This window comes from Microvirga sp., from assembly GCF_014699075.1.
Lineage (GTDB): Bacteria > Pseudomonadota > Alphaproteobacteria > Rhizobiales > Beijerinckiaceae > Microvirga.
Genome location: NZ_JACXAB010000022.1, coordinates 12,625 through 36,387, shown reverse-complemented (window position 1 = coordinate 36,387; position 23,763 = coordinate 12,625). Strand labels below are relative to the sequence as shown.

General features: G+C 62.5%; 25 protein-coding genes and 1 tRNA gene. 17 read left to right on the top strand and 9 right to left on the bottom strand.

The window, feature by feature from the left end:
* Positions 1-30 precede the first annotated feature (30 nt).
* Positions 31-795, top strand: coding sequence for a DUF72 domain-containing protein (locus IC232_RS21490; protein WP_190847037.1), 765 nt, complete (start codon positions 31-33; stop codon positions 793-795).
* Here the strand turns inward: IC232_RS21490 and proB are convergent.
* The 5 genes from proB to rplU form a co-directional block, all read right to left on the bottom strand.
* Entirely contained in the window at positions 765-1,880 is a 1,116-nt protein-coding gene (gene proB / locus IC232_RS21485; RefSeq protein WP_190846996.1) for a glutamate 5-kinase, read from the bottom strand. The two genes, IC232_RS21490 and proB, sit on opposite strands and share 31 nt — an antisense overlap.
* Positions 1,877-2,911 (bottom strand): GTPase ObgE, encoded by a 1,035-nt coding sequence (gene obgE, locus IC232_RS21480; RefSeq protein WP_190846995.1) that lies wholly within the window; start codon positions 2,909-2,911, stop codon positions 1,877-1,879. Before obgE ends, proB begins: the two co-directional genes overlap by 4 nt.
* A 148-nt stretch (positions 2,912-3,059) precedes the next feature.
* The gene (locus IC232_RS21475; protein ID WP_190846994.1) at positions 3,060-3,710 is read right to left on the bottom strand and encodes a GNAT family N-acetyltransferase; all 651 of its coding nucleotides are present in this window, start codon (positions 3,708-3,710) and stop codon (positions 3,060-3,062) included.
* Positions 3,711-3,891: 181 nt separating this feature from the next.
* The gene (rpmA, locus tag IC232_RS21470; RefSeq protein ID WP_036355650.1) at positions 3,892-4,158 is read right to left on the bottom strand and encodes a 50S ribosomal protein L27; all 267 of its coding nucleotides are present in this window, start codon (positions 4,156-4,158) and stop codon (positions 3,892-3,894) included.
* A gap of 34 nt (positions 4,159-4,192) precedes the next feature.
* Entirely contained in the window at positions 4,193-4,585 is a 393-nt protein-coding gene (gene rplU, locus IC232_RS21465) for a 50S ribosomal protein L21 (protein WP_190846993.1), read from the bottom strand.
* 263 nt (positions 4,586-4,848) lie between these two features.
* Between rplU and IC232_RS21460 the strand changes: the two genes are divergently transcribed.
* A tRNA-Ser gene (locus tag IC232_RS21460) sits at positions 4,849-4,938 on the top strand.
* A gap of 211 nt (positions 4,939-5,149) precedes the next feature.
* Here the strand turns inward: IC232_RS21460 and IC232_RS21455 are convergent.
* A complete protein-coding gene (locus IC232_RS21455; protein WP_190846992.1) occupies positions 5,150-5,980 on the bottom strand; it encodes an alpha/beta fold hydrolase in 831 nt (276 codons plus the stop codon).
* A 442-nt stretch (positions 5,981-6,422) separates the two neighbouring features.
* On the opposite strand from IC232_RS21455, the gene IC232_RS21450 reads away from it, so the two are divergent.
* From IC232_RS21450 to IC232_RS21425, 6 genes are all read left to right on the top strand, one after another.
* Positions 6,423-6,632, top strand: a complete 210-nt coding sequence (locus tag IC232_RS21450; protein WP_190846991.1) for a cold-shock protein — start codon at positions 6,423-6,425, stop codon at positions 6,630-6,632.
* A gap of 152 nt (positions 6,633-6,784) precedes the next feature.
* On the top strand, positions 6,785-6,994 hold the full coding sequence (locus IC232_RS21445; RefSeq protein ID WP_190846990.1) for a hypothetical protein: 210 nt from the start codon (positions 6,785-6,787) through the stop codon (positions 6,992-6,994).
* Positions 6,991-7,284 (top strand): hypothetical protein, encoded by a 294-nt coding sequence (locus IC232_RS21440; protein ID WP_190846989.1) that lies wholly within the window; start codon positions 6,991-6,993, stop codon positions 7,282-7,284. Before IC232_RS21445 ends, IC232_RS21440 begins: the two co-directional genes overlap by 4 nt.
* Positions 7,285-7,334: 50 nt before the next feature.
* Positions 7,335-7,640: a hypothetical protein gene (locus IC232_RS21435; protein ID WP_190846988.1), complete on the top strand. Its 306-nt coding sequence runs from the start codon at positions 7,335-7,337 to the stop codon at positions 7,638-7,640.
* A gap of 38 nt (positions 7,641-7,678) precedes the next feature.
* Positions 7,679-8,383: a hypothetical protein gene (locus tag IC232_RS21430; RefSeq protein WP_190846987.1), complete on the top strand. Its 705-nt coding sequence runs from the start codon at positions 7,679-7,681 to the stop codon at positions 8,381-8,383.
* Positions 8,384-8,528: 145 nt separating this feature from the next.
* On the top strand, positions 8,529-8,777 hold the full coding sequence (locus IC232_RS21425) for a ParB N-terminal domain-containing protein (protein WP_190846986.1): 249 nt from the start codon (positions 8,529-8,531) through the stop codon (positions 8,775-8,777).
* A 101-nt stretch (positions 8,778-8,878) separates the two neighbouring features.
* Here the strand turns inward: IC232_RS21425 and IC232_RS21420 are convergent, their stop codons facing one another.
* Entirely contained in the window at positions 8,879-9,748 is an 870-nt protein-coding gene (locus tag IC232_RS21420; RefSeq protein WP_190846985.1) for an amidoligase family protein, read from the bottom strand.
* A gap of 221 nt (positions 9,749-9,969) precedes the next feature.
* On the opposite strand from IC232_RS21420, the gene IC232_RS21415 reads away from it, so the two are divergent.
* Positions 9,970-11,064, top strand: coding sequence for an alginate lyase family protein (locus IC232_RS21415; RefSeq protein WP_190846984.1), 1,095 nt, complete (start codon positions 9,970-9,972; stop codon positions 11,062-11,064).
* A gap of 39 nt (positions 11,065-11,103) precedes the next feature.
* Here the strand turns inward: IC232_RS21415 and IC232_RS21410 are convergent, their stop codons facing one another.
* Positions 11,104-11,871, bottom strand: a complete 768-nt coding sequence (locus IC232_RS21410; protein ID WP_190846983.1) for an SDR family NAD(P)-dependent oxidoreductase — start codon at positions 11,869-11,871, stop codon at positions 11,104-11,106.
* 107 nt (positions 11,872-11,978) lie between these two features.
* Here IC232_RS21410 and IC232_RS21405 point away from each other — a divergent pair, with 107 nt between their 5' ends.
* The 7 genes from IC232_RS21405 (at position 11,979) to IC232_RS21375 (ending at position 20,765) form a co-directional block, all read left to right on the top strand.
* Positions 11,979-12,740 carry a GntR family transcriptional regulator gene (locus IC232_RS21405; protein ID WP_190846982.1) on the top strand — a complete coding sequence of 254 codons (762 nt, stop codon included), beginning with the start codon at positions 11,979-11,981 and terminating at the stop codon, positions 12,738-12,740.
* Positions 12,741-12,934: 194 nt separating this feature from the next.
* Positions 12,935-13,819, top strand: a complete 885-nt coding sequence (locus IC232_RS21400; protein ID WP_312895217.1) for an ABC transporter permease subunit — start codon at positions 12,935-12,937, stop codon at positions 13,817-13,819.
* Between the two features lie 9 nt (positions 13,820-13,828).
* Positions 13,829-14,743, top strand: coding sequence for a carbohydrate ABC transporter permease (locus IC232_RS21395; protein WP_190846981.1), 915 nt, complete (start codon positions 13,829-13,831; stop codon positions 14,741-14,743).
* Positions 14,744-14,801: 58 nt separating this feature from the next.
* Entirely contained in the window at positions 14,802-16,349 is a 1,548-nt protein-coding gene (locus IC232_RS21390) for an extracellular solute-binding protein (protein WP_246812324.1), read from the top strand.
* Positions 16,350-16,402: 53 nt separating this feature from the next.
* Positions 16,403-18,739: a heparinase II/III family protein gene (locus IC232_RS21385; protein ID WP_190846980.1), complete on the top strand. Its 2,337-nt coding sequence runs from the start codon at positions 16,403-16,405 to the stop codon at positions 18,737-18,739.
* 82 nt (positions 18,740-18,821) lie between these two features.
* Positions 18,822-19,931 carry a DUF3616 domain-containing protein gene (locus IC232_RS21380; RefSeq protein WP_210335453.1) on the top strand — a complete coding sequence of 370 codons (1,110 nt, stop codon included), beginning with the start codon at positions 18,822-18,824 and terminating at the stop codon, positions 19,929-19,931.
* A gap of 126 nt (positions 19,932-20,057) precedes the next feature.
* Complete coding sequence (locus tag IC232_RS21375) at positions 20,058-20,765, top strand: PRC-barrel domain-containing protein (protein ID WP_190846978.1); 708 nt, start codon at positions 20,058-20,060, stop codon at positions 20,763-20,765.
* Positions 20,766-20,854: 89 nt separating this feature from the next.
* Here IC232_RS21375 and IC232_RS21370 read toward each other — a convergent pair whose 3' ends face one another.
* Positions 20,855-22,909, bottom strand: coding sequence for a sensor histidine kinase (locus IC232_RS21370; RefSeq protein WP_190846977.1), 2,055 nt, complete (start codon positions 22,907-22,909; stop codon positions 20,855-20,857).
* Positions 22,910-22,984: 75 nt separating this feature from the next.
* On the opposite strand from IC232_RS21370, the gene IC232_RS21365 reads away from it, so the two are divergent.
* On the top strand, positions 22,985-23,761 hold the full coding sequence (locus IC232_RS21365; RefSeq protein ID WP_190846976.1) for a hydroxypyruvate isomerase family protein: 777 nt from the start codon (positions 22,985-22,987) through the stop codon (positions 23,759-23,761).
* Positions 23,762-23,763 lie beyond the last annotated feature (2 nt).

Sequence of the window (23,763 nt, the reverse complement as noted above, 5' to 3'; positions counted from 1 at the left end):
CAGGCGGCCCCTGAGCCAAGCCGCTCCGCCTTGCCTGAGATCCGCGTCGGAACCTCCGGCTGGCACTATCGGTCCTGGCATGGACCTTTCTACCCGGCGCGTCTGAAGATCAAGGACTTCCTGTCCTACTACGTCCAGCGTTTCGATACGGCGGAGATCAACAACTCGTTTTATCGCCTTCCCACCGAGCAGGCTGTGCGGGCCTGGCACGATTCGACGCCGACGCGATTTCTGTTCGCCTGGAAGGCCTCCCGCTTCATCACCCACATGAAACGCCTCAAAGGAATCGAGGAGAGCATCGATCTGGTCTTCGGCCGCATGAACGCTCTCGGCGACAAGTTCGGCCCGGTCCTGTTCCAGCTGCCGCCCACCTTGAAGGCCGATGCGGAGACACGGGAGCGGGTGGCGCGCTGTTTATCGCTGGTGCCGCAGGGACGCCGCTGCGCCTTCGAGTTCCGGCACCCGAGCTGGTACGACGAATCCGCTTTCCGGATCCTGCGCGACCACAACGCTGCCCTCTGCATCTCCGACCATGCGGATGCGCCCGCACCCTGGGAAGCGACCGCGGATTTCGTCTATGTGCGCGCCCACGGCACCAATGGACGATACGCGGGTAGCTATTCCGCCGAGACGTTACAGGAGTGGAGCCACCACATCGCCGATTGGCGAAAAGGTGAGCGCAGCGTCTATGTGTATTTCGACAACGACATCAAGAGCGCCGCGCCCAGCGATGCGCAGATCTTGCTGAAGCTTCTCGACGAGGATCAGTCGCTGAGGGCCATGTCGTCCCGGTGAACCATCTCGGTGCGGCCGGGATAGCCGAGGATGCCCTCGATCTCACGGCTTGGACGGCCGATGATGCGCGCCGCATCCTCCGCGTCATAGGCGACAAGGCCGCGACCGAGCACACGCGCTTCGCTGCGGATCGTCACCGCGTCGCCGCGATGGAACGAGCCTTCAACCTGACGCACGCCCACCGGCAGCAGGCTTGCGCCGCTCTGCAGGGCTCGTGCCGCGCCCTCGTCCACGATGAGCGTGCCACGCGGCTCAAGGGCGCCGGCGATCCAGGTCTTGCGGGCGGTGGCCGGATTGGACGGCGTGAGGAACCATGTGCAGCGCCCGCCCTCGGCCACGCGCTTCAACGGATTTTTCGTGCGACCATCCGCAATGATCATGTGCGTGCCGCCGGCCGTCGCGATCTTGCCGGCCTCGATCTTGGTGCGCATGCCGCCGCGCGACAATTCGGAGGCCGCACCGCCCGCCATGGCCTCGATGGCCGGCGTGATGCGCTCGACCACCGGGATGTGCTCGGCCTTCGGATCGGAAGCGGGAGGGGCCGTGTAGAGCCCATCGATGTCGGAGAACAACACCAGGAGATCGGCGCCGATCATGGTGGCGACGCGGGCCGCCAATCGGTCGTTGTCGCCGTAGCGGATCTCGGAGGTGGCCACCGTGTCGTTCTCATTGATCACCGGAACGGCCCGCATCTCCAGAAGCTTCAGGGTGGTGGCGCGCGCATTGAGATAGCGGCGGCGCTGTTCCGTATCCGCGAGCGTCACAAGGATCTGGCCGGCCGTGATGCCGTGATGGGCCAGCACCTCCGACCAGATACGCGCCAGAGCAATCTGCCCGACGGCCGCAGCCGCCTGGCTCTCCTCGAGCCGCAACGGACCGGAGGGCAGCCCCAGCACCGTGCGCCCCATGGCGATGGCACCGGACGAGACCACGAGAACGTCGGCCCCCTTGGCATGAAGATCGGCGATGTCCTCGGCGAGCGCTGCCAGCCAGGCATGGTTCAGCCGTCCCCTGGCCCGATCCACCAGCAGGGCGGAGCCGACTTTCAGAACGACGCGGCGGAACTGGCCGATCTGCGGGCTCACGGATGCCACTCTTCCTGGGGTTGGGACGGCTCTTCCTCGACCTTGGCCTGGTCGATGACGCCAAGGAGCGCCTGCAGCACCTCCTGAACGCCCTGGCCGGACGCGGAGGAGATCACGTAAGAGGTCCGCTTGCTGGCTTTCTTCAGCTTTTTCAGCTGCTCCTTCAGGGTATCGTCATCGAGAGCATCAGCCTTGGAGAGCGCCACGATTTCCGGCTTCTCATCCAGGCCATGGCCATAGGCCTCGATCTCGTGGCGCACGGTCTTGTAGGCCTCGCCCGCATCCTCGCTGGTGCCCTCGACCAGATGCAGCAGCACCCGGCAGCGCTCCACATGGCTTAAGAAACGGTCACCGAGGCCTACGCCTTCCGACGCGCCTTCGATCAGGCCCGGAATATCGGCCAGGACGAATTCGCGGTTATAGGCCCGCACGACGCCGAGGCCCGGATGAAGCGTGGTGAAGGGGTAGTCGGCGATCTTCGGCTTGGCCGCCGTGGTCGTTGCCAGGAACGTGGATTTGCCAGCATTGGGCAATCCGACGAGGCCCGCATCCGCGATCAGCTTGAGCCGCAGGATGAGCGTGCGCTCGATGCCCTCCTGGCCGGGATTGGCCCGGCGCGGAGCCCGGTTGGTCGAAGTGGTGAAATAGGCGTTGCCGAAGCCGCCATTGCCGCCCTTCGCCAGCAGCACCCGCTGGCCCACATGGGTCATGTCGGCGATGACGGTCTCGCCGTCCTCCTCCAGGATCTCCGTGCCGGCCGGGACTTTCAGCACCGCGTCCGAGCCCTTGGCCCCGTGGCGGTTCTTGCCCATGCCGTGGCCGCCGGTCTTGGCCTTGAAATGCTGCTGGTAGCGGTAGTCGATGAGGGTGTTGAGCCCCTCCACGCATTCCGCCCACACGTCGCCGCCGCGGCCGCCGTCGCCGCCGTCCGGGCCGCCGAACTCGATGAACTTTTCACGGCGAAAGGAGATGGCGCCACCACCACCGTTGCCGGAGCGAATAAAGATCTTGGCTTGGTCGAGAAATTTCATAACCCGCATCCTTTACGGGACTGGAGCACTTTTCGCAAAAGCGGATCCACTATCGCGGTTAAAATGCTGCCGTCCACGTCGTCGTGCGGAAGCAACGCAGACAAAAGAGAAGCGCTCCCGGAAAGCTTTCCGGGAGCGCCTCCTGGTCTCAACTGGCAAGCGACATCCCCCGCTCGACCTCGACCTCAACGGAGAGAGGCTCGCGCACGAAGCCGGTCTGGCCCCAAGCCTTCAGGCTCTCCCAGGTGCGCCGGTCGAGCCGGAAGTGGTCGACCGGATAGAGGCCGCACCGGGCCGGCAGCTCGGACAGTCCGGCACCCTGATAGGCGAAGCCGCACTTCTCCAGCACGCGCCGGGAGCCCGGGTTGATCACCCGGGCGCAGGCCGTGACCTCGTCCTCCTCGCCATAGGCGAAGAAGGCGTCGATCAGCGCGCGGACCGCCTCGGTGGCATAGCCCTTGCCCCAATAGGGAGTGCCGAGCCAATACCCGAGGTTCGGCTTGCCCGTATCCGGATCAGGCCCGATGCCCACCATGCCGATGAGGCTGTTGGGCTTAGCCACCGGCGTGATGGCGAGCTGCAGTCCCTGGCCGTCCGCATTGGACCGCCGGGACTGGAAGATAAATCGCTCGGCATCGTCCGGGTGGTATGGATGCGGAATTCGCGCCGTCATCTCCGCGACTGCTTTCTCCCCGGCGAGGCGTACGATGGCTTGAGCATCCGCAAGACGGGCCCAGCGCAGCCACAGGCGGCGGGTCTCGAGGCGGAAAACATCGTCACGGGTGAGGTCGGGAAACATCGTCTTGCTCCGATCCGAATGGGCCCTCCCTGGGCCCGGAAAACACGAAGGGGAGGTGGACATCCCACCTCCCCTGTCGGTTCTTGGATCTGAGCTTGGCCTTTTCGGGCCTACTTCGGAGCTTCTGATCCGCCGGGTCGGTGTAATGCCGGCGGGAGCTCCTTCGTTTTGCTCTCGCCGTTTATTCTGCTGCCTCTTGGGCCGGTACGACCGATACGAAGGCTCGGCCTTGACGCGTCAGGAATCGGACTCGGCCATTGGCCGTGGCAAAGAGGGTGTGGTCTTTGCCCATGCCGACATTCGCGCCGGCATGCCATTTGGTGCCGCGCTGACGAATAATGATGTTGCCGGCGACAACCTGCTGATCGCCGAAGCGCTTGACGCCCAGGCGACGGCCTGCCGAGTCGCGACCGTTGCGAGACGAACCGCCTGCTTTTTTGTGAGCCATGGGTTACTCCCGTGTCCTGTGTTGAGCCGAGCGCTTATTCAGCGGTGGCCGGCGCAGCTTCGTCAGCCGCAGCCTTGGTGGTCTTCTTGGCCGCAGCCTTCTTGGGCTTTTCGCCACCGGCGAGGATCTCGGTGATCCGCACCACGGTGTAATCCTGGCGATGCCCGCGCTTGCGGCGCGAATTCTGGCGACGGCGCTTCTTGAAGGAGATGACCTTCTCGCCGCGGGTGTGTTCCACCACTTCGCCTGCCACGGTCACGCCCTCGACGAGGGGGGCGCCAACCTGGGTCGAGCCGTCGTTGGTGACCATGAGAACCTGGTCAAAGGTAACGGCGGCGCCCGGCTCGCCTGCGAGCGTGGCGACGGTGATGACGTCATTGGCGGCAACGCGATACTGCTTGCCGCCGGTCTTGATCACTGCGAACATCTTGATCCTCGTGTTCAAACCCAATTCTCAGCGGGCATAACCCCGCCGGATTGGCTTTTTGGCAGTTTCCGGCTTCGGTTCACGGCAGGCTAAAGCTGCCGCATGGATATGCGCAGGCACGCGTGCCCGTTCATAGAGGACGCCTATCTACGGACGCGCCTGGTCTTTGTCAATCAAAAACCTTGCTTTTGGCGCTTGAAGAGCCGCAAAGCCCATGATATCCACCCCGCCTCAACCAGCGGGGCTTAGGCCCTTCGCACCCCGGAGAGGTGGCAGAGTGGTTGAATGCACCGCACTCGAAATGCGGCATACGGGCAACCGTATCGGGAGTTCGAATCTCCCCCTCTCCGCCATTCTTGCTCACCTTAAGATCTGCCCGACATAGGGTTCATGCTGACCGAGGGCACATGGGCGGTACACGCGTGGAAGCACCATTAAACTTTGCAGATGAGGAGCCTGCCTCGGGGAGCAAGGCAGGCGCTTCGTTATCAACCTGGGCTCTGCGGATCATTGCCTCGCGACGTGAGGCCCGGCCCTTGATCCATCACGAGTCTCGCGGCCCGATCAGCTTTGAATGAGGGCGAGGAGATCCGGGTTGATGATCTCCGGGTGCGTGGTGCACATCCCGTGGGGAAGGCCATCATACACCTTGAGCGTGCCATTCCTGACGAGCTTCACTGCCAGCAGGGCCGAGTCGGCAATCGGGACGATCTGGTCATCGTCCCCGTGCATGATGAGCACAGGCACGTCGATTCTCGTGAGGTCCTCGGTGAAGTCAGTCTCAGAGAAGGCTTTGATGCAATCGTAATGGGGCTTGATGCCGCCCATCATGCCCTGGCGCCACCAATTGTCGATGACCGCCTCGGAGACCTTCGCGCCGGGACGGTTGAAGCCATAGAACGGACCGGCAGCGACATCTCGATAGAACTGAGCGCGGTTGGCCGCGAGCTGGGCGCGGAAGCCATCGAAGACCTCGATAGGCAGGCCGCCAGGATTCTTGTCCGATTTGACCATCACCGGCGGCACGGCCCCAATCAACACGGCCTTGGCAACTCGGCCGGGTTCCGCGCGGGCGACATAATGCGCGACCTCGCCGCCACCGGTGGAATGGCCGACATGGATGGCCTGCTTCAGGTCAAGGGCTGCGGCCAGTTCGGCGACATCGGCGGCATAGGTATCCATCTCATTGCCATGCGCGGTCTGGGTCGACCGCCCGTGGCCGCGGCGGTCGTGGGCAATCACACGGAAGCCCTTATCGAAGAAGAACTGCATCTGGCTGTCCCAGTCGTCGGCACTGAGCGGCCAGCCATGATGGAAGACGATGGGCTGAGCGTCGCGTGAGCCCCAGTCCTTGTAGAAAATCTGCGTACCATCCCGAGTTGTGATCGTGCTCATCGTCTTCTCCTTGCGCAGGCAGAGCGCAAGGCCGAGCTTAAGACGATTGTTTGACACGCTTGTGGCATCGCATTGCTGTTCTCATCCTGGAGGCCGGGTAGCCATCCACCCTCCCTTGAGGCGCGAAGGGCATGCCATGGACGAGATCAATGATATTTGGCGATCACGATCTCTGGCCAGCACAGTTTCGTCTCTCACTTGAGCCGAACTCTGCTGATATCGGAATAGATAAATGAAATAATAAGCAGCGCTTGCTATCGATCAGGAAAACATCTATATAGTTCTTATCGGATTTTGGCCGGACAATCGGGTCGTTTCGCTTTTGGTTCTTCCAGGCGCACGTTCGGACTTTCTTACCATCACATCGACGAACCGAGTTGAAACCACGCTTTTGCGTGGCGTCGCTCACGTGCATCTGCAACAATCGCGAAAGGTCACCCCAATGCTTATGGGCACAGTAAAATTCTACAATGACATGAAGGGCTTCGGCTTCATCCAGCCGAACGATGGCAGCAAGGACGTGTTCGTCCACGCCACGGCCCTTGAGCGCGCCGGAATGCGCGGCCTCGTTGAGGGCCAGAAGGTCTCCTTCGACACCGCTGAAGACCGCCGCTCCGGCAAGATCGCCGTCAACAACATTCAGACCGCCTGATCGTTGATGGCCGGCCCAGCGCATACGCCTGAGCCGCTCAGCCCTGAAGCCGCCCCCGTGGGGCGGCTTTTTCGTTTGACCGGCAGATCCCTTTAGCAGCGACCTGCGCTGCCCTGCCCTGCCCAACGGCAACCGAATTCCACGAGGAACGAATGTCCCATAAATTTCAGATTCATCAGTTGGTCCGGATCGTCCATCCGCGTATTTCGGACAAGCGTGCAAGTGCAAGCGGCATCTACGAGGTGACCCGCCTTATGCCCGCCGACCAGACCGGTGAAGTCTCATACCGGATCAAATCGTCCGGCTTCGGCGAGCGCGCCGTGCGCGAAAGCGAGATCGCAGCACGGGCATCCGAGATTTGACCAGCGGCGACGCCTTCTTCCAAGGGTCGCAGATCTACGATCCGATCGCGCTGCTTCGGCGAGACGACGAGGTCCTGTACGTTGCCCGCGTGGGCATGAAGGCCTCACGACAATTCATGATTCTGACGCCGACAGGCGAGCCCGCTTGGCCGCACGAGCCGCTCGGCAGTCTCTCTGACATCGGCTGGTCGCTTCGAGCGCATCGATGGCACGATGTGACGCCTGAGCCCGTTGGACAGAATGAGCGCTTGGCCAAGACGCTGGCACGCCTGTTGACTGAGCGCGCATAAGCAGTCGACCACTAAGAGGTATTCAGGCAGCGGATACGGAGGAGCAGATAATGGCCGATCAACTCACCAATCTCGATGCTCATCGCGGCATGGCGGCTCAGAAGGCAACCGACCTTCGACGTCTCCGGTCCGAGGTCGAAGCCGACCAGGAAGCGCTGCGAACGAGACAAGCAGAACTCGAAGACCTGCTGGCCGCCGCACCCGCCAGCGATTGGCATGAAGCGGCCGAGAAGGCGCGCTACCTGCTTGGCCTCTTCGCGCAGAGCCTGGATGCAAGCGATCTCCGTCGCCGCAAGCTCATTGACCGCGTCCTGGCCGACTTCGATCATCTCCTCGACAAGGCGCCTCAGGACTGAGATGATCCTACCGACGAACTTGCGGGCACCAGCACTTCATGATCCCCTGGGTGTTACTCGACACGGCAAAAATCCCTGGTGACGGGGGCGAGCTGCGTCTCAAGAAGCGTGGTGCCGAATTCTCCATCATGCTGGGCAGCAACGAGCTGATGAACAGCCGCCTGAGCGGCTCCGAGGAGGCGCTGGCCAGACTGTCTTGCCTGAGGCTCCGAGACCGCGAGCGCCCAACGATTCTCATCGGTGGGCTGGGGATGGGCTTTACGCTTCGCGCCGCGCTCGCTGAACTCGGCTCTGAAGCCCAGGTCACCGTGGCTGAGCTCCTGCCCGCCGTTGTGGCATGGGCGCGGGGCCCCATGGCCGAAGTGTTCGGCGACAGCCTCACAGATCCGCGTGTCAGCATCTATGAGGGAGATGTCGGGCGCCTGATAAGATCGAGCCGGTCTGCTTACGATGCCATTCTGCTCGACGTCGACAACGGACCCGAAGGCCTGACACGCAAGACCAATGACAGCCTCTACGACCTGCCGGGGCTCAGCTCTGCCCGCGCGGCCCTCACACCCGGTGGCGTCCTGGCTGTGTGGTCATCGGCGCCGAACAGCGCCTTCACCCGGCGCCTGCGCAATGTGGGGTTTGGCGTTGACGAGGTCGGTGCGCGCGCCAATGGAGCACGCGGTGGCGCAAGACACACGATCTGGATTGCGACCAAGCCAGGGGGAACAACGGCCTCGCAGACGCGAAGCTAGAAGGACACCGTCACGCGTGCTTCGTACCCTAGCAAAACCGGCACGTAACTTTCACGCCGAATTGCTTGCTTCGATAGTATTCCCACCCGGAACATGGCCGGAATAAGCATTCATGGACACGAGACTTGGGCCAGGAGCAGCACAGATGATGAAGAAGCAGATGATTGCCATCCAAGATGTCTACGTGCCTGTCCAACGGCGGCAAACTCTCGATCCGCAGAAGGTTGAAGCCCTTGCCGAGAGCATGCTGGCCAAAGGTCAGGAGGCGCCTATTCTCGTGCGGCCGGATGGAAAGCGTTTCGTCCTGGTCGAGGGTTTGCATCGCCTGGAAGCCTGCAAGGCTCTCGGAGAGACAACGGTGCCCGTTTATCTGGTGCAAGCCCGCAAGCATTAGCCGGCATCCCGTCAAAAGCGACTGCTCCCGCCTGCTGTCTTCAGGCGGCTCGATCCCGAGACACCCATGATTCGGATACTCTGAAACCTCCCCTCGCCGGGTCAGACGAACTCCCTTGGGTTGACCTCGCCTTGAACAAGCTCGGCAGCGATGCGCTCTACCTTGAGCCAGCCATGCCAATCCGGGAGGATGCTCCAATCCAGGTCGCCGAGATAGGCATGCGGAAGCCGGTAATGGAACACCGGCCGTGGGCCGATCTTCTCGCGTGGAAGCGCTTGGCGCACCTGCGCCTCGTTCAGGTAGGCGAGCACCGGCAGGAGGTCGAGGGCACGCTGGCGGGTCGGATTGGCTGCCAGATAATCGGCGGTGAGGTCCGGCAGGCTGGGCCAATAACCCGGAGCAAGGACGCGCTCCTTGTAGCTCCCAGGGTAATCCGGTGGGAGCGCAAGCGCGAGCCTTAGGCTGCCCCCAGCGGTCTGCCGCCTGAGATCGTCGCTGACCAGAAGAAATGCTTTCAGGAAAGCCGTGAGTGTCCGCGCATCGAGGCTTGGCGGGTCGATGTTGAAGTGCAGGCTGAGCGAGTTCTGGAAGATGACGCCACGGCCTCGAGCGCCCACGGACCGAAGGCTTGCAAGAGCTTTGTCCACATCGCCAAGCTGAGCCGCAGGGATGGGTGCGGTGATCAGCTCCCGCGGGACAAAGGGCGAGACGAGGGTTCCCAAGAATGCAGCACCGCGGCGACCAAGCCCGACATCCAGGTGCGGGTGGCGAGCGGGATGGATATGACGGAGATCCAATTCGACCGACAGGTTGCCCAAGCGGGTGCCGCGCACCTTGATGGCGTGAGGGTCCTCGGGTTCGACGACCCCGCCCAGATCCCGGGCAAGGGCGGCGGCGGCGGCACTGGCGCTGGGACCGAGAAACTCCACCTCGACACCCACGCGTCGCACGCTGCCATCCGCAGCGATCATCGCGGCGGCTTCAAGGTGGTGGGATCGGGTAACGGGATTGTCCATTCATCAGAGAGATGGGAGCGGTCACACCATATGGCAACAACTGGTATGGCTGCTTCTCATGGCCTCCGCAGGCCCTACTTCCCTATAATCTTGAACTGCAACTCTGGATCTGCCTGGAAGCTGGTCGGCAACTCCGCCACATTGTCCAAGGCAGACAGGTGCAACAGGAGCAGGATATGCCTCTCGGTTCCAGCGATCGGGTCTTGTGCAGCGTCCGACTTGGTGCGGTTCTCCTCGCCCTGTTGCAGGCAGCACCGGGTCAAGCGCAAGGGGCGGGGTACCTCGTGCCGGCTCTCGGCAAGGACAGGGGGCAGGCGGAGCCGGAATACAAATGCGAGATGCCTGGAGCGCCTGTGATCACCCTTGAGACGCAGAGCAAGTATAAGCAGGCCGATAGCTTCCGCGCGACGGTCGATGAAAACGCCAACGAGACCTACCTGAAGGCTGTGGTGCCGCTTCGGGCTTACGCCAAAGGGCTGGTGCAAATCGCCAACGATTATGTGCGCTCAAATCCGGCGGCAGCCGCTTGTGCGCTTGATTGGCTGGAGCGTTGGGCTTCGGCGAATGCAATGACCGACATGCGCTCGAAGCAAGCCCTGTTCAATCTGGGCCAGACCCTCGGCGGCTTCGCGCTGGCCTATCTCCAGATCCGGAATGCTCCAGACCTGCAGAAAGACAAGAAAAAGCGGGTCGAAGCCTGGCTCAAGGCACTCGGCCAGCAAGTGGTCAACTTCATGGATGAGAACCACGAGGTCTCAGGGCGGAACAACCACCGCTACTGGGCAGGCCTTGCCGCCACTGCGGCAGGCATCGCCGCCGATGACAAGCGCTTGGCCGATTGGGGCGTTGAGAGCGCCCGCATCGGCCTTTCGCAGATCACCCCGGAAGGCACATTGCCGCTCGAAATCAGCCGGGGAAAGCGTGCCCGCGACTACCATATCTACGCAGCGGAACCGCTCGTTGCTACTGCGCAACTGGCGCGCAGCCGAGGTGTCGACCTTTATGCGGAAAACAATGGCGCCTTGAGGCGGCTGGCGGACCGGGTGGTTGCATCCCTTGACGACCCGTCCTTCTTCGAGAAGGCCGCGGGCACGAAGCAGGAGGCTTTTTCGGGCGACGGCACCGTCCCGCCCAACCGCATCGCCTGGCTTGAAATCTACCAGAGCCGCTTCCCCTCGCCCAGCATCGAGGCGGTGATCGCATCAAGGCGCCCTCTCGCCTCAAGCGGGCTCGGGGGAGACCTGACGCTTCTCTTTCACGGCAGCCAGTAACCCCTGCTTGTGATGCGAGAGAGCGAGGCGCGCTGTTCGTCAGATCATGCCGAGGCCGCCGTTGATCTGGAGGATTTCTCCAGACAGATAGGAGGCGCGGTCTGACGCGAGGAAGAGCACCGCTTCGGCAACATCCTCCGGAGTCCCCTCCCGGCGGAGAGGGGTTCGCTCGACCGTTGCCTTGCGCCCCTCGGGCGTGCTGAACACATCATGGAAGCGTGTGCCGATAAGGCCGGGCGCTACCCCGTTCACGCGGATCCCCAGCGGGCCGACTTCCTTCGCCAGCGCCCGGACATAAGTCGCGACCGCACCCTTGGTCGCCGCGTAATGCGAGGCGCCGGGGCCACCGCCGTCGAACGCGGCAAGCGAGGACATCAGCACGAGGGTTCCTGACTTCCGGGGCTCCATGCTGCGCAGAGCCAGCTGACAGGCGAGGAACGTGCCCGTCAGGTTGACGGCAATCGCCTCCTGCCAGAGATCCAAGGACGCATCGACACAGCGGCTGCGCTTGAGCAGGCCGCCAGCATTGGCAAACAGGATGTCGACCGGTCCAAACGCCTCCTCGGCCCTCCTGAACGCGTCGGCAACGCTGGCGGGATCCGTCATGTCGGCTTTGATGCCCATGACCTGGCGCTCCGAGCCATTGAGATCACGCTCCAAGGTTCCGGCTTCCTCGGCGCTCGTCATATAGGTGAAAGCCACCTTTGCCTCGTTTGAGGCGAAGGCGCGGGTAGCGGCGGCACCGATCCCGGATGCCCCGCCGGTGATCAGGACGGTCTTTCCGGCAAACTGGAACTCTGAAGACATGGCGGCCTCCCTGCAGGCAATGCGCTCGTGAACGCTTTTGCCATCAAATGTCTCTTGCCAGAGCCCCGTCAACTGATATCTTAGAACTATAAGGTGATATCTCTGTTATGGCGCTGCCCGTTGAAAGACCGCTTACAGACGTCCTTCAGCCCAGCCTTCTGGCCGGGGGTGGTCCGCTCGTCGTGCAGATCCACAGGGCCTTGAGGACCCTCATCCTCGAAACCATTCTGCTTCCCTGGCAGACCCTGTCGGAAAAAGACGTGGCCGCGTGCCTGGAGGTCAGCAAGACGCCGGTGCGCGAGGCGATCATCCGGCTGTCCGAGGAAGGACTCGTCACGGTCGTTCCAAAAAGCAGGACCTATGTGGCGCCGATTAATCTCGATCGCTTCATGGAAGGCTGCTTCGTCCGTCTGCAACTCGAGAGCGGCGCAGCCAAGCGCGCGGCCGAGGAGCGGAGTCTCGAGGACGTCTGCAACCTGAAAGCCTGCCTTGCCCGTCAGGAAGAGGTCATAGCAGCCGAGGATTACACGGCGTTCAGGCACCTCGACGAGGAGTTTCACTTCCTCGTCATCGAAGCCGCAAAATTGCCAGGAGTCATTCAGCTCCTTGAGACCGCGAAGGTCGAGATCGACCGGATCCGCAGCCTCAAGCAGCGCCTGAACATCCGCGCCACGGATCGGGTTCTGGCCCAGCATCGGTCGATCACGTCGGCGATCGCCGACAAGGACCCGGCCAAAGCCGAGGAAGCCATGCGCGCCCATCTCGGCAGCATCGAGACCAAAGTTTGGGAGCTTGGGGAGAACCCGGAGTTCTGGGCGCTCTTCGAGGCGATCAACCGGGAACGCCCACGGTTCAGACTCTCCGCATAAGCCAAGAACAGAAGCGGAGGCGAAGGGAGGAAGGCAGGATGGCAGACGCGGCACTCGACAGGGAGAGCGGCGGCGGATCCGTGAGAATCATGGACGGCGTCATCGCGACGCCTGAACTCGCCACGCCACCGGCCTTTTCCTCGACCGGTCCAGGATACGACTTCCGCAAGGCGGTTCGCACTCTGCTCAGCGACATGCGCCGGGACTGGCAGCTCTATGTGCTGCTCGCCCCCATGATCATCTGGTTCGTGGTTTTCCTCTACACGCCGATGTACGGGCTCCAGATCGCGTTCAAGCAATACAGCCTGTTCCGTGGGATCGAGGGCAGTCCGTGGATCGGCTTCGATAATTTCGTCGCCCTTTTCAGCAACGAGTACTTCCTGCGGGCGGTTAAGAACACGCTCCTCATCAGCTTCTACTCGCTCGTCTTCGCCTTCCCGGTTCCGATCGTCCTGGCCCTGATGTTCAACGAGATCCACCACCAAGGATTTCGCCGGATCGCCCAAACCATCACCTACCTGCCGCATTTCATCTCGGTGGTGATCATCGCCGGTCTCGTGGTGAGTTTCCTATCGCCAACGACCGGAATCGTGAACATCATCCTGGATCGCCTCGGCTTTGAGAAGATCTACTTCCTCACGATTCCGGAGTATTTCCGCCCGATCTTCATCGGCTCCAATATCTGGAAGGAGGCCGGCTTCGACTCGATCGTCTATCTGGCGGCCATCGCCGGCATCAATCCGGCGCTCTATGAATCCGCCCGCATGGACGGCGCCTCGCGCCTGCAGATGATCCGCTACATCACCCTGCCCTCGCTCCTCCCGGTGATCATGATCATGTTGATCATCCGTGTCGGCCAGCTCATCGAGGTCAATTTCGAATATATCATCCTGCTCTACCAGCCCGCCACCTTCGAGACCGCCGATGTGATCTCGACCTTCATTTACCGTGCGGGCCTCCAGAACAATCAATATGCGCTCGGCACGGCGGCGGATCTCTTCAACGCGGTCGTGGCCCTCGTCCTCGTGGTGGGCGCCAATTGGCTGAGCCGTCGCTACAGCCAGCACTCGGTCTGGTGAGGTTCCAGTATGTCCTCTCGTGCACTCACCTCCGACACCTCACACGAACCTTTCAATCTCTATACCCGGGGAGACAGGATCTTCGGCTTCGCCAACACGGCGCTCCTCCTGCTCTTTGTGCTGAGCACCCTGTATCCCTTCATCTACATCCTGTCGGCGTCGCTGAGTTCCGGCTTTGCGGTCACGTCAGGCCAGGTCACGCTCTGGCCGGTGGACGTCACGCTCGCCGCCTACGAGTATGTGCTCGCGGACCAGAAGTTCTGGATCGCCTACGGCAACACGCTGTTCTACGCCTTTTTCGGCACCATCACGAGCCTCCTCATCATGGTGCCGGGCGCCTTTGCGCTGTCGCGGGCGCGGCTGAGGGGGCGCCGCGTCATCGGCTTCATGATCGCCTTCACCATGTGGTTCCATGCCGGGCTCATCCCATTCTTCCTCAACGTCCGCGATCTCGGTCTGCTCGACGCGCGCCTCGGCATCGTCCTGGCCTTCGCCTGCAACGCCTTCAACGTGATCCTTCTGCGCAACTACTTCGAATCCGTGCCGGCCTCGTTCGAGGAGGCAGCCCGGATCGACGGTGCGAGCGACTTCCAGTTGCTGTGGAAGATCTTCATCCCGCTTGCCAAACCGGCGATCATCACGGTCGCGCTCCTGTGCCTCGTCTCCCGCTGGAACGGCTATTTCTGGGCCATGGTGCTTCTGCGCAGCGAGGAGAAGGTCCCGCTTCAGGTCTACCTGAAGCGGACGATCGTCGACATGCGCAGCGACGACAGCTTCGCCAGCGGGCTCATGTCGACGGACTACTCGTTCGAGACGATCACGGCGGCCATCATGGTCGTGTCGATCCTGCCCATCGTGATCGTTTTTCCATACGTCCAGAAATACTTCAACAAAGGCATCACACTCGGCGGAGTCAAAGAATGACGAGGGAACGCCGCGCCGGGTCGGCGAGCCCCAAGGGAAACGCTACTGGAGGACTACGATGAAAAGGATGATGACGGCCGCGCTGCTGTCGGCCTTGCTGGCCGCAGCGCCCGCCGCGGCTCAGGACGCCAAGACGACCAAGATCACCGATAAGCCGCTCGAACTGACGATCCACATGCACTTTCGCGACAAGTACGTGTGGAACGACGACTGGCCCGTGGCCAAGGAGTTGAACCGGCTCACGGGCATCAAGCTGAAGAACGTCGCGTCGAAGGCCACCACCCTCAGCCGGGAGGCGTTCAACCTCCTGATGGCTTCCGGCAACCTGCCGGACATCGTTGCAGGCAATGAGCTCCGGCACGATTTCGTGCGCTATGGAATGGAGGGCGCTTTCCAGCCCCTCAACAAGCTCATCGACCAGCACGCCCCGAACCTGAAGCGGTTCCTCGCCGAGAACGAGACCGTGCGCAAAGCCATCACGGCGCCGGACGGGAACATCTACTGGGTACCCTATATTCCAGACGGAAAATACGCCCGCGGCTGGTTCATCCGCTACGACTGGCTGGAAAAATTAGGCCTGCAGCCGCCGCAAACGGTCGATGAGCTCTACACGGTGCTGAAGGCCTTCCGCGAGCGCGACCCGAATGGGAATGGCCAGAAGGATGAGGTCCCGCTCTTCATCCGCGAGCCCGACTCTGAACTCCAGCGCCTTGTGGTCCTTTGGGACGGCCGATCCAGCGGCTCGGACGCAGCGCATGACTTCTATATCGACAACGGCAAGGTTAGACATCCCTATTCAGGCGACAATTATCGGACCGGCATCCGCAACATCGCCAAATGGTATGCGGAAGGTCTCATCGACAAGGAGGTCTATACCCGCCGAGCTCGCGCCCGCGAGGCGCTTCTCGGTGCCAATCAAGGCGGCATGACCTATGACTGGTTCGCCTCGACCGCCAGCTACAACACCAGCCTCAAGGACAAGGTGCCGGGCATGAAGTTCCTGGCGATTGCCCCGCCGGCCAGTGCCTCGGGCAAGCGCATCAACGAGAACCGTCGCGCCCGTCTGCGGCCCGATGGCTGGGCGATCACTGTCGCCAACAAGAACCCGGTCGAAACGATCAAGCTCTTCGACTTCTACTTCACACCGCAAGGCCGCCTTCTCTCGAACTTCGGTGTCGAGGGGCAGCATTACGACATGGTGGACGGCAAGCCTCGCTACAAGCCGGAGATCCTGAGTGCCAAGGCGCCGGTGAATGCGCAGATGTGGGACATCGGTGCCCAGATCCCGATCGGCTTCTGGCAGGACTATGAGTATGAGCGCCAATGGACCGACGAGAACGCACTAAAGGGCATCGAGCTCTACGAGAAAGGCAACTACCTCATCGACGAGTTCCTCGGCGTGAGCATGACAACGGACGAGCGTCAGATCTTCGACCGTCACATGCCCAATATACAAACCTTCATGATCGAGCAGATGCAGGCCTGGATCCTGGGCTCCCGGGATGTGGACAAGGACTGGGAGACCTACAACGCCCAGCTGAAGAAACTCGGCTTGGATCAGGTTCTTGCCGTCATGCAGAAAGCCTACGACCGCCAATATCGCTGAACGTTCGCCGCCAGCCTCCGGGCTGGCGGCTCCTCACTATCGGATCCGTCCTCATGTCGACCAGCGTCTCCCCGCATTCCGCCGCCAAGCAGACCATCCTCGACCAGCCGAAGGCCGGTACGCTGACGGTGAAATACACACCGGATGCCGAAGAGGTCTACGAGAACCCGCCGCGGTTCGTGTGGCTTCCCACTCTGGACGAAGGGTCATGCTACGTTCTGAAGGTGACAGAGGGCCGCAGCGTGAACAGCAGGCCCCTCTTCATCTACGAGAACCTGCCGAGAAACTTTTTCACGCCGGATCACGCCTATGATCCGGGGGAATATTCGTGGGCTTACGCCGTCTGGGACCCAGACGAGGGTGCTCCTGCGAGCGCCTGGAGCGAGAGCCGCTGCTTTACTGTGCCAGCAGGCTTGGATCCGGTGCCGCTCCCATCCGGCACGGCCCGGGCCAGGGCCGCCCTTCCGTCCCATCCGCGACTCTGGCTGAACCAGGACAAGACCCGCGCCTTTGCCGCGGCCCTGAAGGATGATCCGGACCATTGCGGATTCCGGAATTTCTACGAACGATCAGTCAAGCCATGGATCGACCGGCCCATCATCGCGGAGCCTGCTCCCTATCCCAACAACAAGCGGGTCGCCTCCCTGTGGCGGCAGATGTACATCGATTGCCAGGAGGTGATCTACGCCATACGGCACTTGGCGATCGCCGGCCGCCTGCTGGAAGACGAGGAACTTCTCGTACGGGCCAAGGAATGGCTTCTCGCTGTCGCCGACTGGGATGTGCTCGGGCCGACATCCCGGGCCTATAACGACGAGGCGGCGTTTCGCGTGGCGGGCGCCCTCGCCTGGGGTTACGATTGGCTTTACGGCTGTCTCGATGCGCAGGAGCGGATGATCGTCCGGGCGGCCCTCCTCGCGAGAACCCGCGAAATCGCCGACCATGTCATCGGCCATGCCCGCATCCACATCTTTCCTTATGACAGTCATGCGGTGCGAGCCCTGTCGGCCGTGCTGACACCTTGCTGCATCGCTTTGCTGGACGATGAGGACAAGGAGGTCCAGGACTGGCTCGACTACACGGTCGAGTATCTGTTCAGCATCTACGCTCCCTGGGGCGCGAGGGATGGCGGCTGGGCGGAAGGACCGCATTACTGGACGACCGGTATGGCTTATCTGCTGGAGGCGGCCGGTCTCATCCGCAACTACTACGGCGTTGACGTTCTGCAGCGAACCTTTTTCCAGGCCACCGGCAACTTCCCCCTCTACACCAAGGCGCCAGGAGTGCGCCGCACTTGCTTCGGTGACGATTCCACCATGGGGGATCCGCCAAGTCTCAAGACCGGCTACAACATGCGCCAGTTCGCCGGGGCGACAGGCAACGGCCATTACCAATGGTACTTTGAGCAGGTGAAGCGCGACGATCCAGGCACCGAGGACCTGTTCTACAATTACGGCTGGTGGGACTTCGCCTTCGAGGACCTGCAATACGCCCACGATCTTAACGCCGTCGAGGCCAGGCCGCCGACGGATCTCCCGCTGCTGCACGTGTTCCACGATGTCGGCTGGGTCGCTCTTCAGAAGGACATGGGCGATCCCGCACGCCACCTTCAGTTTGTGTTCAAGAGCAGTCCCTACGGCTCCCTGAGCCATAGCCACGGCGACCAGAATGCGTTCCTGCTGCGTGCCTTTGGCGAGGATCTGGCCATCCAGGGCGGCTATTACGTGGCGTTCAACTCCACCATGCATCGCCTCTGGCGCCGTCAGACGCGTTCCAAGAACGCAATCCTGATCGGCGGCAAGGGCCAGTACGCAGAACGCGACAAGGCACTGGGCAAAGCAGCCTCAGGCAAACTTCTCGCCGTGAAGCAGAATGCCACAAGCATCTTCATGAGCGGAGACGCCACCGCCGCGTACCGGTCCCTCAATCCCGGAGTGAAGCTGGCGCAACGGGACGTGCATTTCGTGCGCGAGCGCTACTTCGTGATCGTTGACCGGATCTCGCTCGACGAGCCGGAGCCGATCACGTTCCTGTTCCACACCGAGCACGAGATGGAGATCGGCGGCCAGACCTTCCGGGTGACTGGCAAGCAGGCAGGCCTTTACGGTCACTTTGTCTTCAGCAGCGCGGGCAAGCCCGTTCTCCGGCAGCACCAGGGCTTTCCGGACGTTGACCCGGCGGAGATCGAAGGCCTTCCACTGCAATGGCATCTTGCTGCCGACATGCCCGCTGCCCGACAGCACAACCTGGTCACGCTTCTCGTTCCCTATGCTCTGAGTGAGCCGTCGCGCGTCCTGCACTTCATCGACGATCAGGGCTTCAGCACCGATATCTATTTCGTCGACGAAAATGATCAGGAATTCTCGGTGGTGCTGCCGAAGGAGTTCTGATCGAGCAGAAGGTCCTGAGCCGAAGGGGCTTATATGCAATCTGGAGCGTTGTCGCTCCAGTACCCGCGCACCAGGAGCCGTCGTGTCGGACACCAGCCTTGCAGAAACTGTCGCACAAGTTCCCCTCGCCTTTTCCGATTGGAAGCCGATTCGGCATTTGGAGGATCCGCTCCACAAGGATCTCTCGGCCGTCACCCGGATCGGCAATTGTCTCTTTCTCGCCTGTGACGAGACCGCCAGCGTCGAACGTCTCCGGCGCCTGGATGACGGCAGCTTTGGGGATCATCAGCATTACGTCCTGGACGCGCTGGTCGACCTTCCTGCCGGAGCGGACGGCGAGATGGATATCGAAGGCCTCTGTGCCGATGGCAGCTTCCTCTGGATCGTGGGATCCCACTCGCTCAAGCGTTCCAAGCCCAAGCGCGATGAGAACGACAGCGCTGAAGCTCTCCAGAACATGGAGGAGATCGAACGCGAGCCCAACCGCTACTTCCTGGGGCGCATCCCGCTCGTGGAAGAGGCTCCAGGGCTCTTCTCTCCAGCGCGGTCAGACGGGGAACGACAGGCCGCCTGGCTCAAGCTGGGCAAGAAGCGGAGCGCCCTTGAGCGTTGGCTTGCGTCCGATCGGCATCTTGGGCCGTTTCTGAACATCCCCTCCAAGGAGAACGGCTTCGACATCGAAGGGCTGGCGGTGCGCGGCAACCGGGTCTGGCTTGGGCTGCGCGGCCCTGTGCTGCGCGGGCACGCCGTCATCCTTGAGCTGGAGCTGAAACAAAAAGCTCCGGACCGGCTGAAGGCGGGTCGCATCGATGGTGAGAGGCGCTATCGCAAGCACCTTCTCGATACCCGAGGTCTGGGTATCCGCGACATGCGGTTTGAGGAGGATGATCTCCTTCTGCTTGTCGGCCCGACGATGTCTCTGGAAGGGCCGGCCTTTGTCCTGCGGTGGCGGAACGCGGCCCATGATGACGGCTCCGGCGTGATCGCTCCCGAGCGGATCGAGACGATCGCGGAGCTGCCTTACCGGCTGCATGTGGACCACCCGGAGGGCATTGAGCTCTGGCCTGAGGCAGGCAATGGCGCCCTGCTCATCATCTACGACGCCCCTGCCCCGGAGCGAACCGATCCTGATACGTTTACGGTGCGGGCCGACGTGATCTGTCCCAGTGGGGCAGGACCAAACAAGAGCTGAGCGGATCGTCCGGCTGCCGATTGGCTACAACCGCAGCACAAGGCGCTGGAATGCCGTAGAACCTTGTCCGAGCTCATCCGTTTTCCTTGAGAGCGTCCCAAGACGCCCTGCTCGAAGGAGAATCACATGATGAGGATGCAGCTTGCGGCAGGCCTTGCCGCAACCGCCCTGTTGGTCGGATCGGCCTTGGCCCAGACGACGGCTCCCACACAGCCAGTCGGGCCCGGCCAAGTCATGACGCAGATGCCGCCGGACCTGATGCGCGGCTCGCAGCTGATGGGCATCGACGTGTACGGGGCCGACAACCAGAAGATCGGCGACATCGACGAGGTTCTGGTGGACCGCCAGGGCAAGATCCATGGTCTCGTGGTAGGCGTGGGCGGCTTCCTGGGCATCGGCCAGAAGGATGTGGCCATCCCGTTCGACCAGGTGCAGTGGATGTCGAACCAGGAGGTTCAGGCCTCCGCCAACACCGGGCAGCGCACGAATACGGCCGATACGACCGTGCCGAGCACCGCCACCGGCGGGGCGGGCCAGCCTGCCACCACCGGCAGCACAGCCGCAGGCACCACCGGGTCTCCCGGAGCAGCCGGAACCTTGGGCGGCGCAGGCACGGCGGGCACGACTGCTGGAGGCGCCACGGCAACGTCCGGCAGCGATGCCAACACACCGGCGCGCGCCATGGTGAAGATGACCAAGGCCGACCTGCAGAACGCGCCCGAGTTCCGCTACAGCGCAGATGCCAACCGTGCCGGCGCTGTGGGCAACACCAACCCGCCTCCGCAGAACGTGAACACCCCTGGCAATACACCGCCGAACACGCCGCGGCAGTAGACCCGGCAGGTGTCCAAACAGGCGGGATTGGCAGCATCGTCAATCCCGCCGGATAGTCTGATCAAACTAGGCGGCCAGTGCCTCTCCACTCAGGCCGCCTGCTGACTGGCCGATCCGATCGGAATGGCGATCGTGCAGCGCATGCCTTCACGCTCGAACCTGACTGTCAACTCGCCAGCGAGTTCCTGAATGATTGTCTGTCGCAGCAGGCGAGAGCCAAATCCGGAATTCGGTTGACCCTCGAGCAGGGGTCCGCCCCGTTCGCACCACTCGAGGGCGAGATTGGGCTCGCTGCCCGCTTCATTGATCTTCCAGTCAACCTGCACCTGGCCGGACGCCAGAGACAGGGCTCCGTGCTTGACGGCATTGGTGGCAAGCTCGTGGATCGCCATCCCCAGCACCACTGCTGATTTCGGAGAAAGCTGCACCTCAGGGCCGTGGAGCCGGATGCGCGAGGGAGCCGTTGCATAGGGCTGGAGCTCAGTTTCCAGAATCGTCCTGAAGGAGGCTCCCTCCCAATGGGTCTCATTGAGGAGGTTGTGCGTGCGCGAGAGTGCCAGCAGGCGCTCCTGGAAACGCTGCTGCGCCACCTGGGGCGGCACTCCGGGACGCGCAGCCTGCCAGGCCAGGGACTGGACCGTTGCAAGGGTGTTCTTCACCCGGTGATTCAGCTCGTCGATCAAAAGCCTCTGGCGCCGGTCGGCCTCCCGACGCTCCGTGACGTCCTCGACCACCCGCACCGCATAAAGGAACTCTCCTTCCGCATCCCGGACTGCCGTGCTGGTCACGCGGGCCCAGCCGCTCCTGCCGCTCTTGTGGTGGAACTTGCTGTCCGTCGTATAGGTGTCGAAGTCGCCGGCGACCTGCCGACTGAACAGGTCAAGATCCTGTTCGAGCGTCGAAGGATCGGCCGCGTGGCCGAAGTGCAGGCCGAGCAGTTCCTCATGAGTATGGCCGGTCAGTTTGCAGCGTGCCTCATTGACGGAGACGAATCGTCCGTCCCTGTCCACCTCGGCAATGCCTACGGCCGCATTGTTCTGAGTGGCACGCAGGCGGGCCTCGCTTCGGGCCAACGCAGTCTCGCGGCTGCGCAATTCTGCCGAGGCGCCGGTCAGGGCCTCGCCGACCCGATCGATCTCCGTCAGTCCGGTCGATGCCGCGGCAAGCGGCTCGCCACGGCCGAGTCGCTGCGCCAGGCTGACCAACCCCTGGACAGGATCGGCGATGCGTTTTCCGAAGCCAAGGGCGAGAAGGAAGGAGAGCCCGAGCAGGCCCATGCCGAGCCCGAATAGGGTCCAGAGGGAGCGGCGCAGAGGGGCTTGGACGATCTCGGCGGGAACACCCACGAAGGTCGTCCAATTCGACAGCTCCGAGCGCGAATAAGCCCCGAGAACCTCAGTGCCCTCTAGATTGTGTCCCTCCCAAATCCCTCCATCCTCCCGGGCCGCCCTGAGGAACTCGTCAGGTGCGGCCGTTCCGACAAATGATTCATGCCGGCGGGACCGGGCCACCACGCGGTCTGCCCTGTCGATGACCGTAGCAACCCATTGGCCTGGAAGACCTTCGGCTTGCAGGACGTCCGCGATCCGCCGGGGTTCGACCGCCATGGACAGGACGTGAGTCACCGTATCGTCCCTGAGAACAGGAACCCTGACGCTGATGATCGGCCGGGCGGCCGTTGCGCCGGTGAAGAGGTCCTGGACCACGGGACGCTTGGTTGCGATCACCTCCTGGTCGATCGGAAGGTTGGCTCCCTTCGGCAGGGGCGAGCCCCAGGGCAGACGCGTGTTGGCGACCTGCTGGCCCGTGGTGTCACGGACCACGATGGCATAGTCGTCCGGCTTCGCCCGCGACCAGGATTGAAGGGTCATCTGGGCCTGACGTTGGAACGCCTCGAAATTGCCTTCGAGCAGGGTCGAGGAGGTTGCAAGCGCCTGAGCGGCCGCCTGGATTCCCACGAGTTCGCGGTCGACCGAGGCCATGATGCGCTGGGCAGTGCCGAGGGTTTCCTCCTCGTAATGGTGGCGCTCCGCGCTCGCATAGCGCCACAGCAGGATGGCCGCGAAAACTAGGCCCGGCAGCACGAGGGCGGCGCCGAAAGCCATCAAGCACTGGCGAATGGTGTAGCTTCGCAATGAGACCATGCGGGCTAAATACCGCTTCTCTGATGCAAGTCGAGAGACTAGCCTGAGATCCTAAAGATCTTAGCAGAAAGAACCATGCCCCGTTTCTCGGCCAATCTGGGTTTTCTCTTCTCCGATCGCCCTGAGATCGAGCGGGTCGCTGCCGCTGCCTCCTGCGGCTTCAAGGCCGTCGAGATGCATTGGCCTTACCACGTGCCCGCCCATGACATGCGCGAGGCACTGGCAAGCCACGACCTCACCATGCTCGGTTTGAACATGCCCATCGGGAACGCCGCGGGCGATTTCGGCTTGGCCGCCCTGTCGGGCCGCGAGAGCGAGTTCCAGCATGCCCTGGATCAAGCCCTGTCATATGGCAGCACGATCCGAGCCTCGGCGCTTCACTGCCTCGCCGGGATCGTTTCCGCCGATGAGCGGATGGCTGCCGAGCGCACCTTCATCACCAACCTGCAGATGGCGGCCGACAGGGCCGGTCAGGCAGGCATGACGATCCTGATCGAGCCGATGAACCATCGCGACCGGCCGGGGTATTTTCTCCACCACGTGGAGCAGGCAGCCGCCATCATCGAGCAGGCCGGGCGCCGCAATATCAAGCTCATGTTCGACTGCTACCACGTGCAGATCACCCAGGGCGATCTGACCACGCGGCTGAGGACCCATCTGAACCTCATCGGCCATGTGCAGATCGCCGCGGTGCCGAGTCGCGCCGAGCCGGACGAGGGTGAGGTCAATTATCGGGATATCTTCCGAACACTCGATAGCCTGAGCTACCAGGGCTGGGTCGGAGCCGAGTACCGGCCGCGCGGGCGCACCGAGGACGGTTTGGTCTGGCTTTCAAACCTATCGGGCAACTAAGC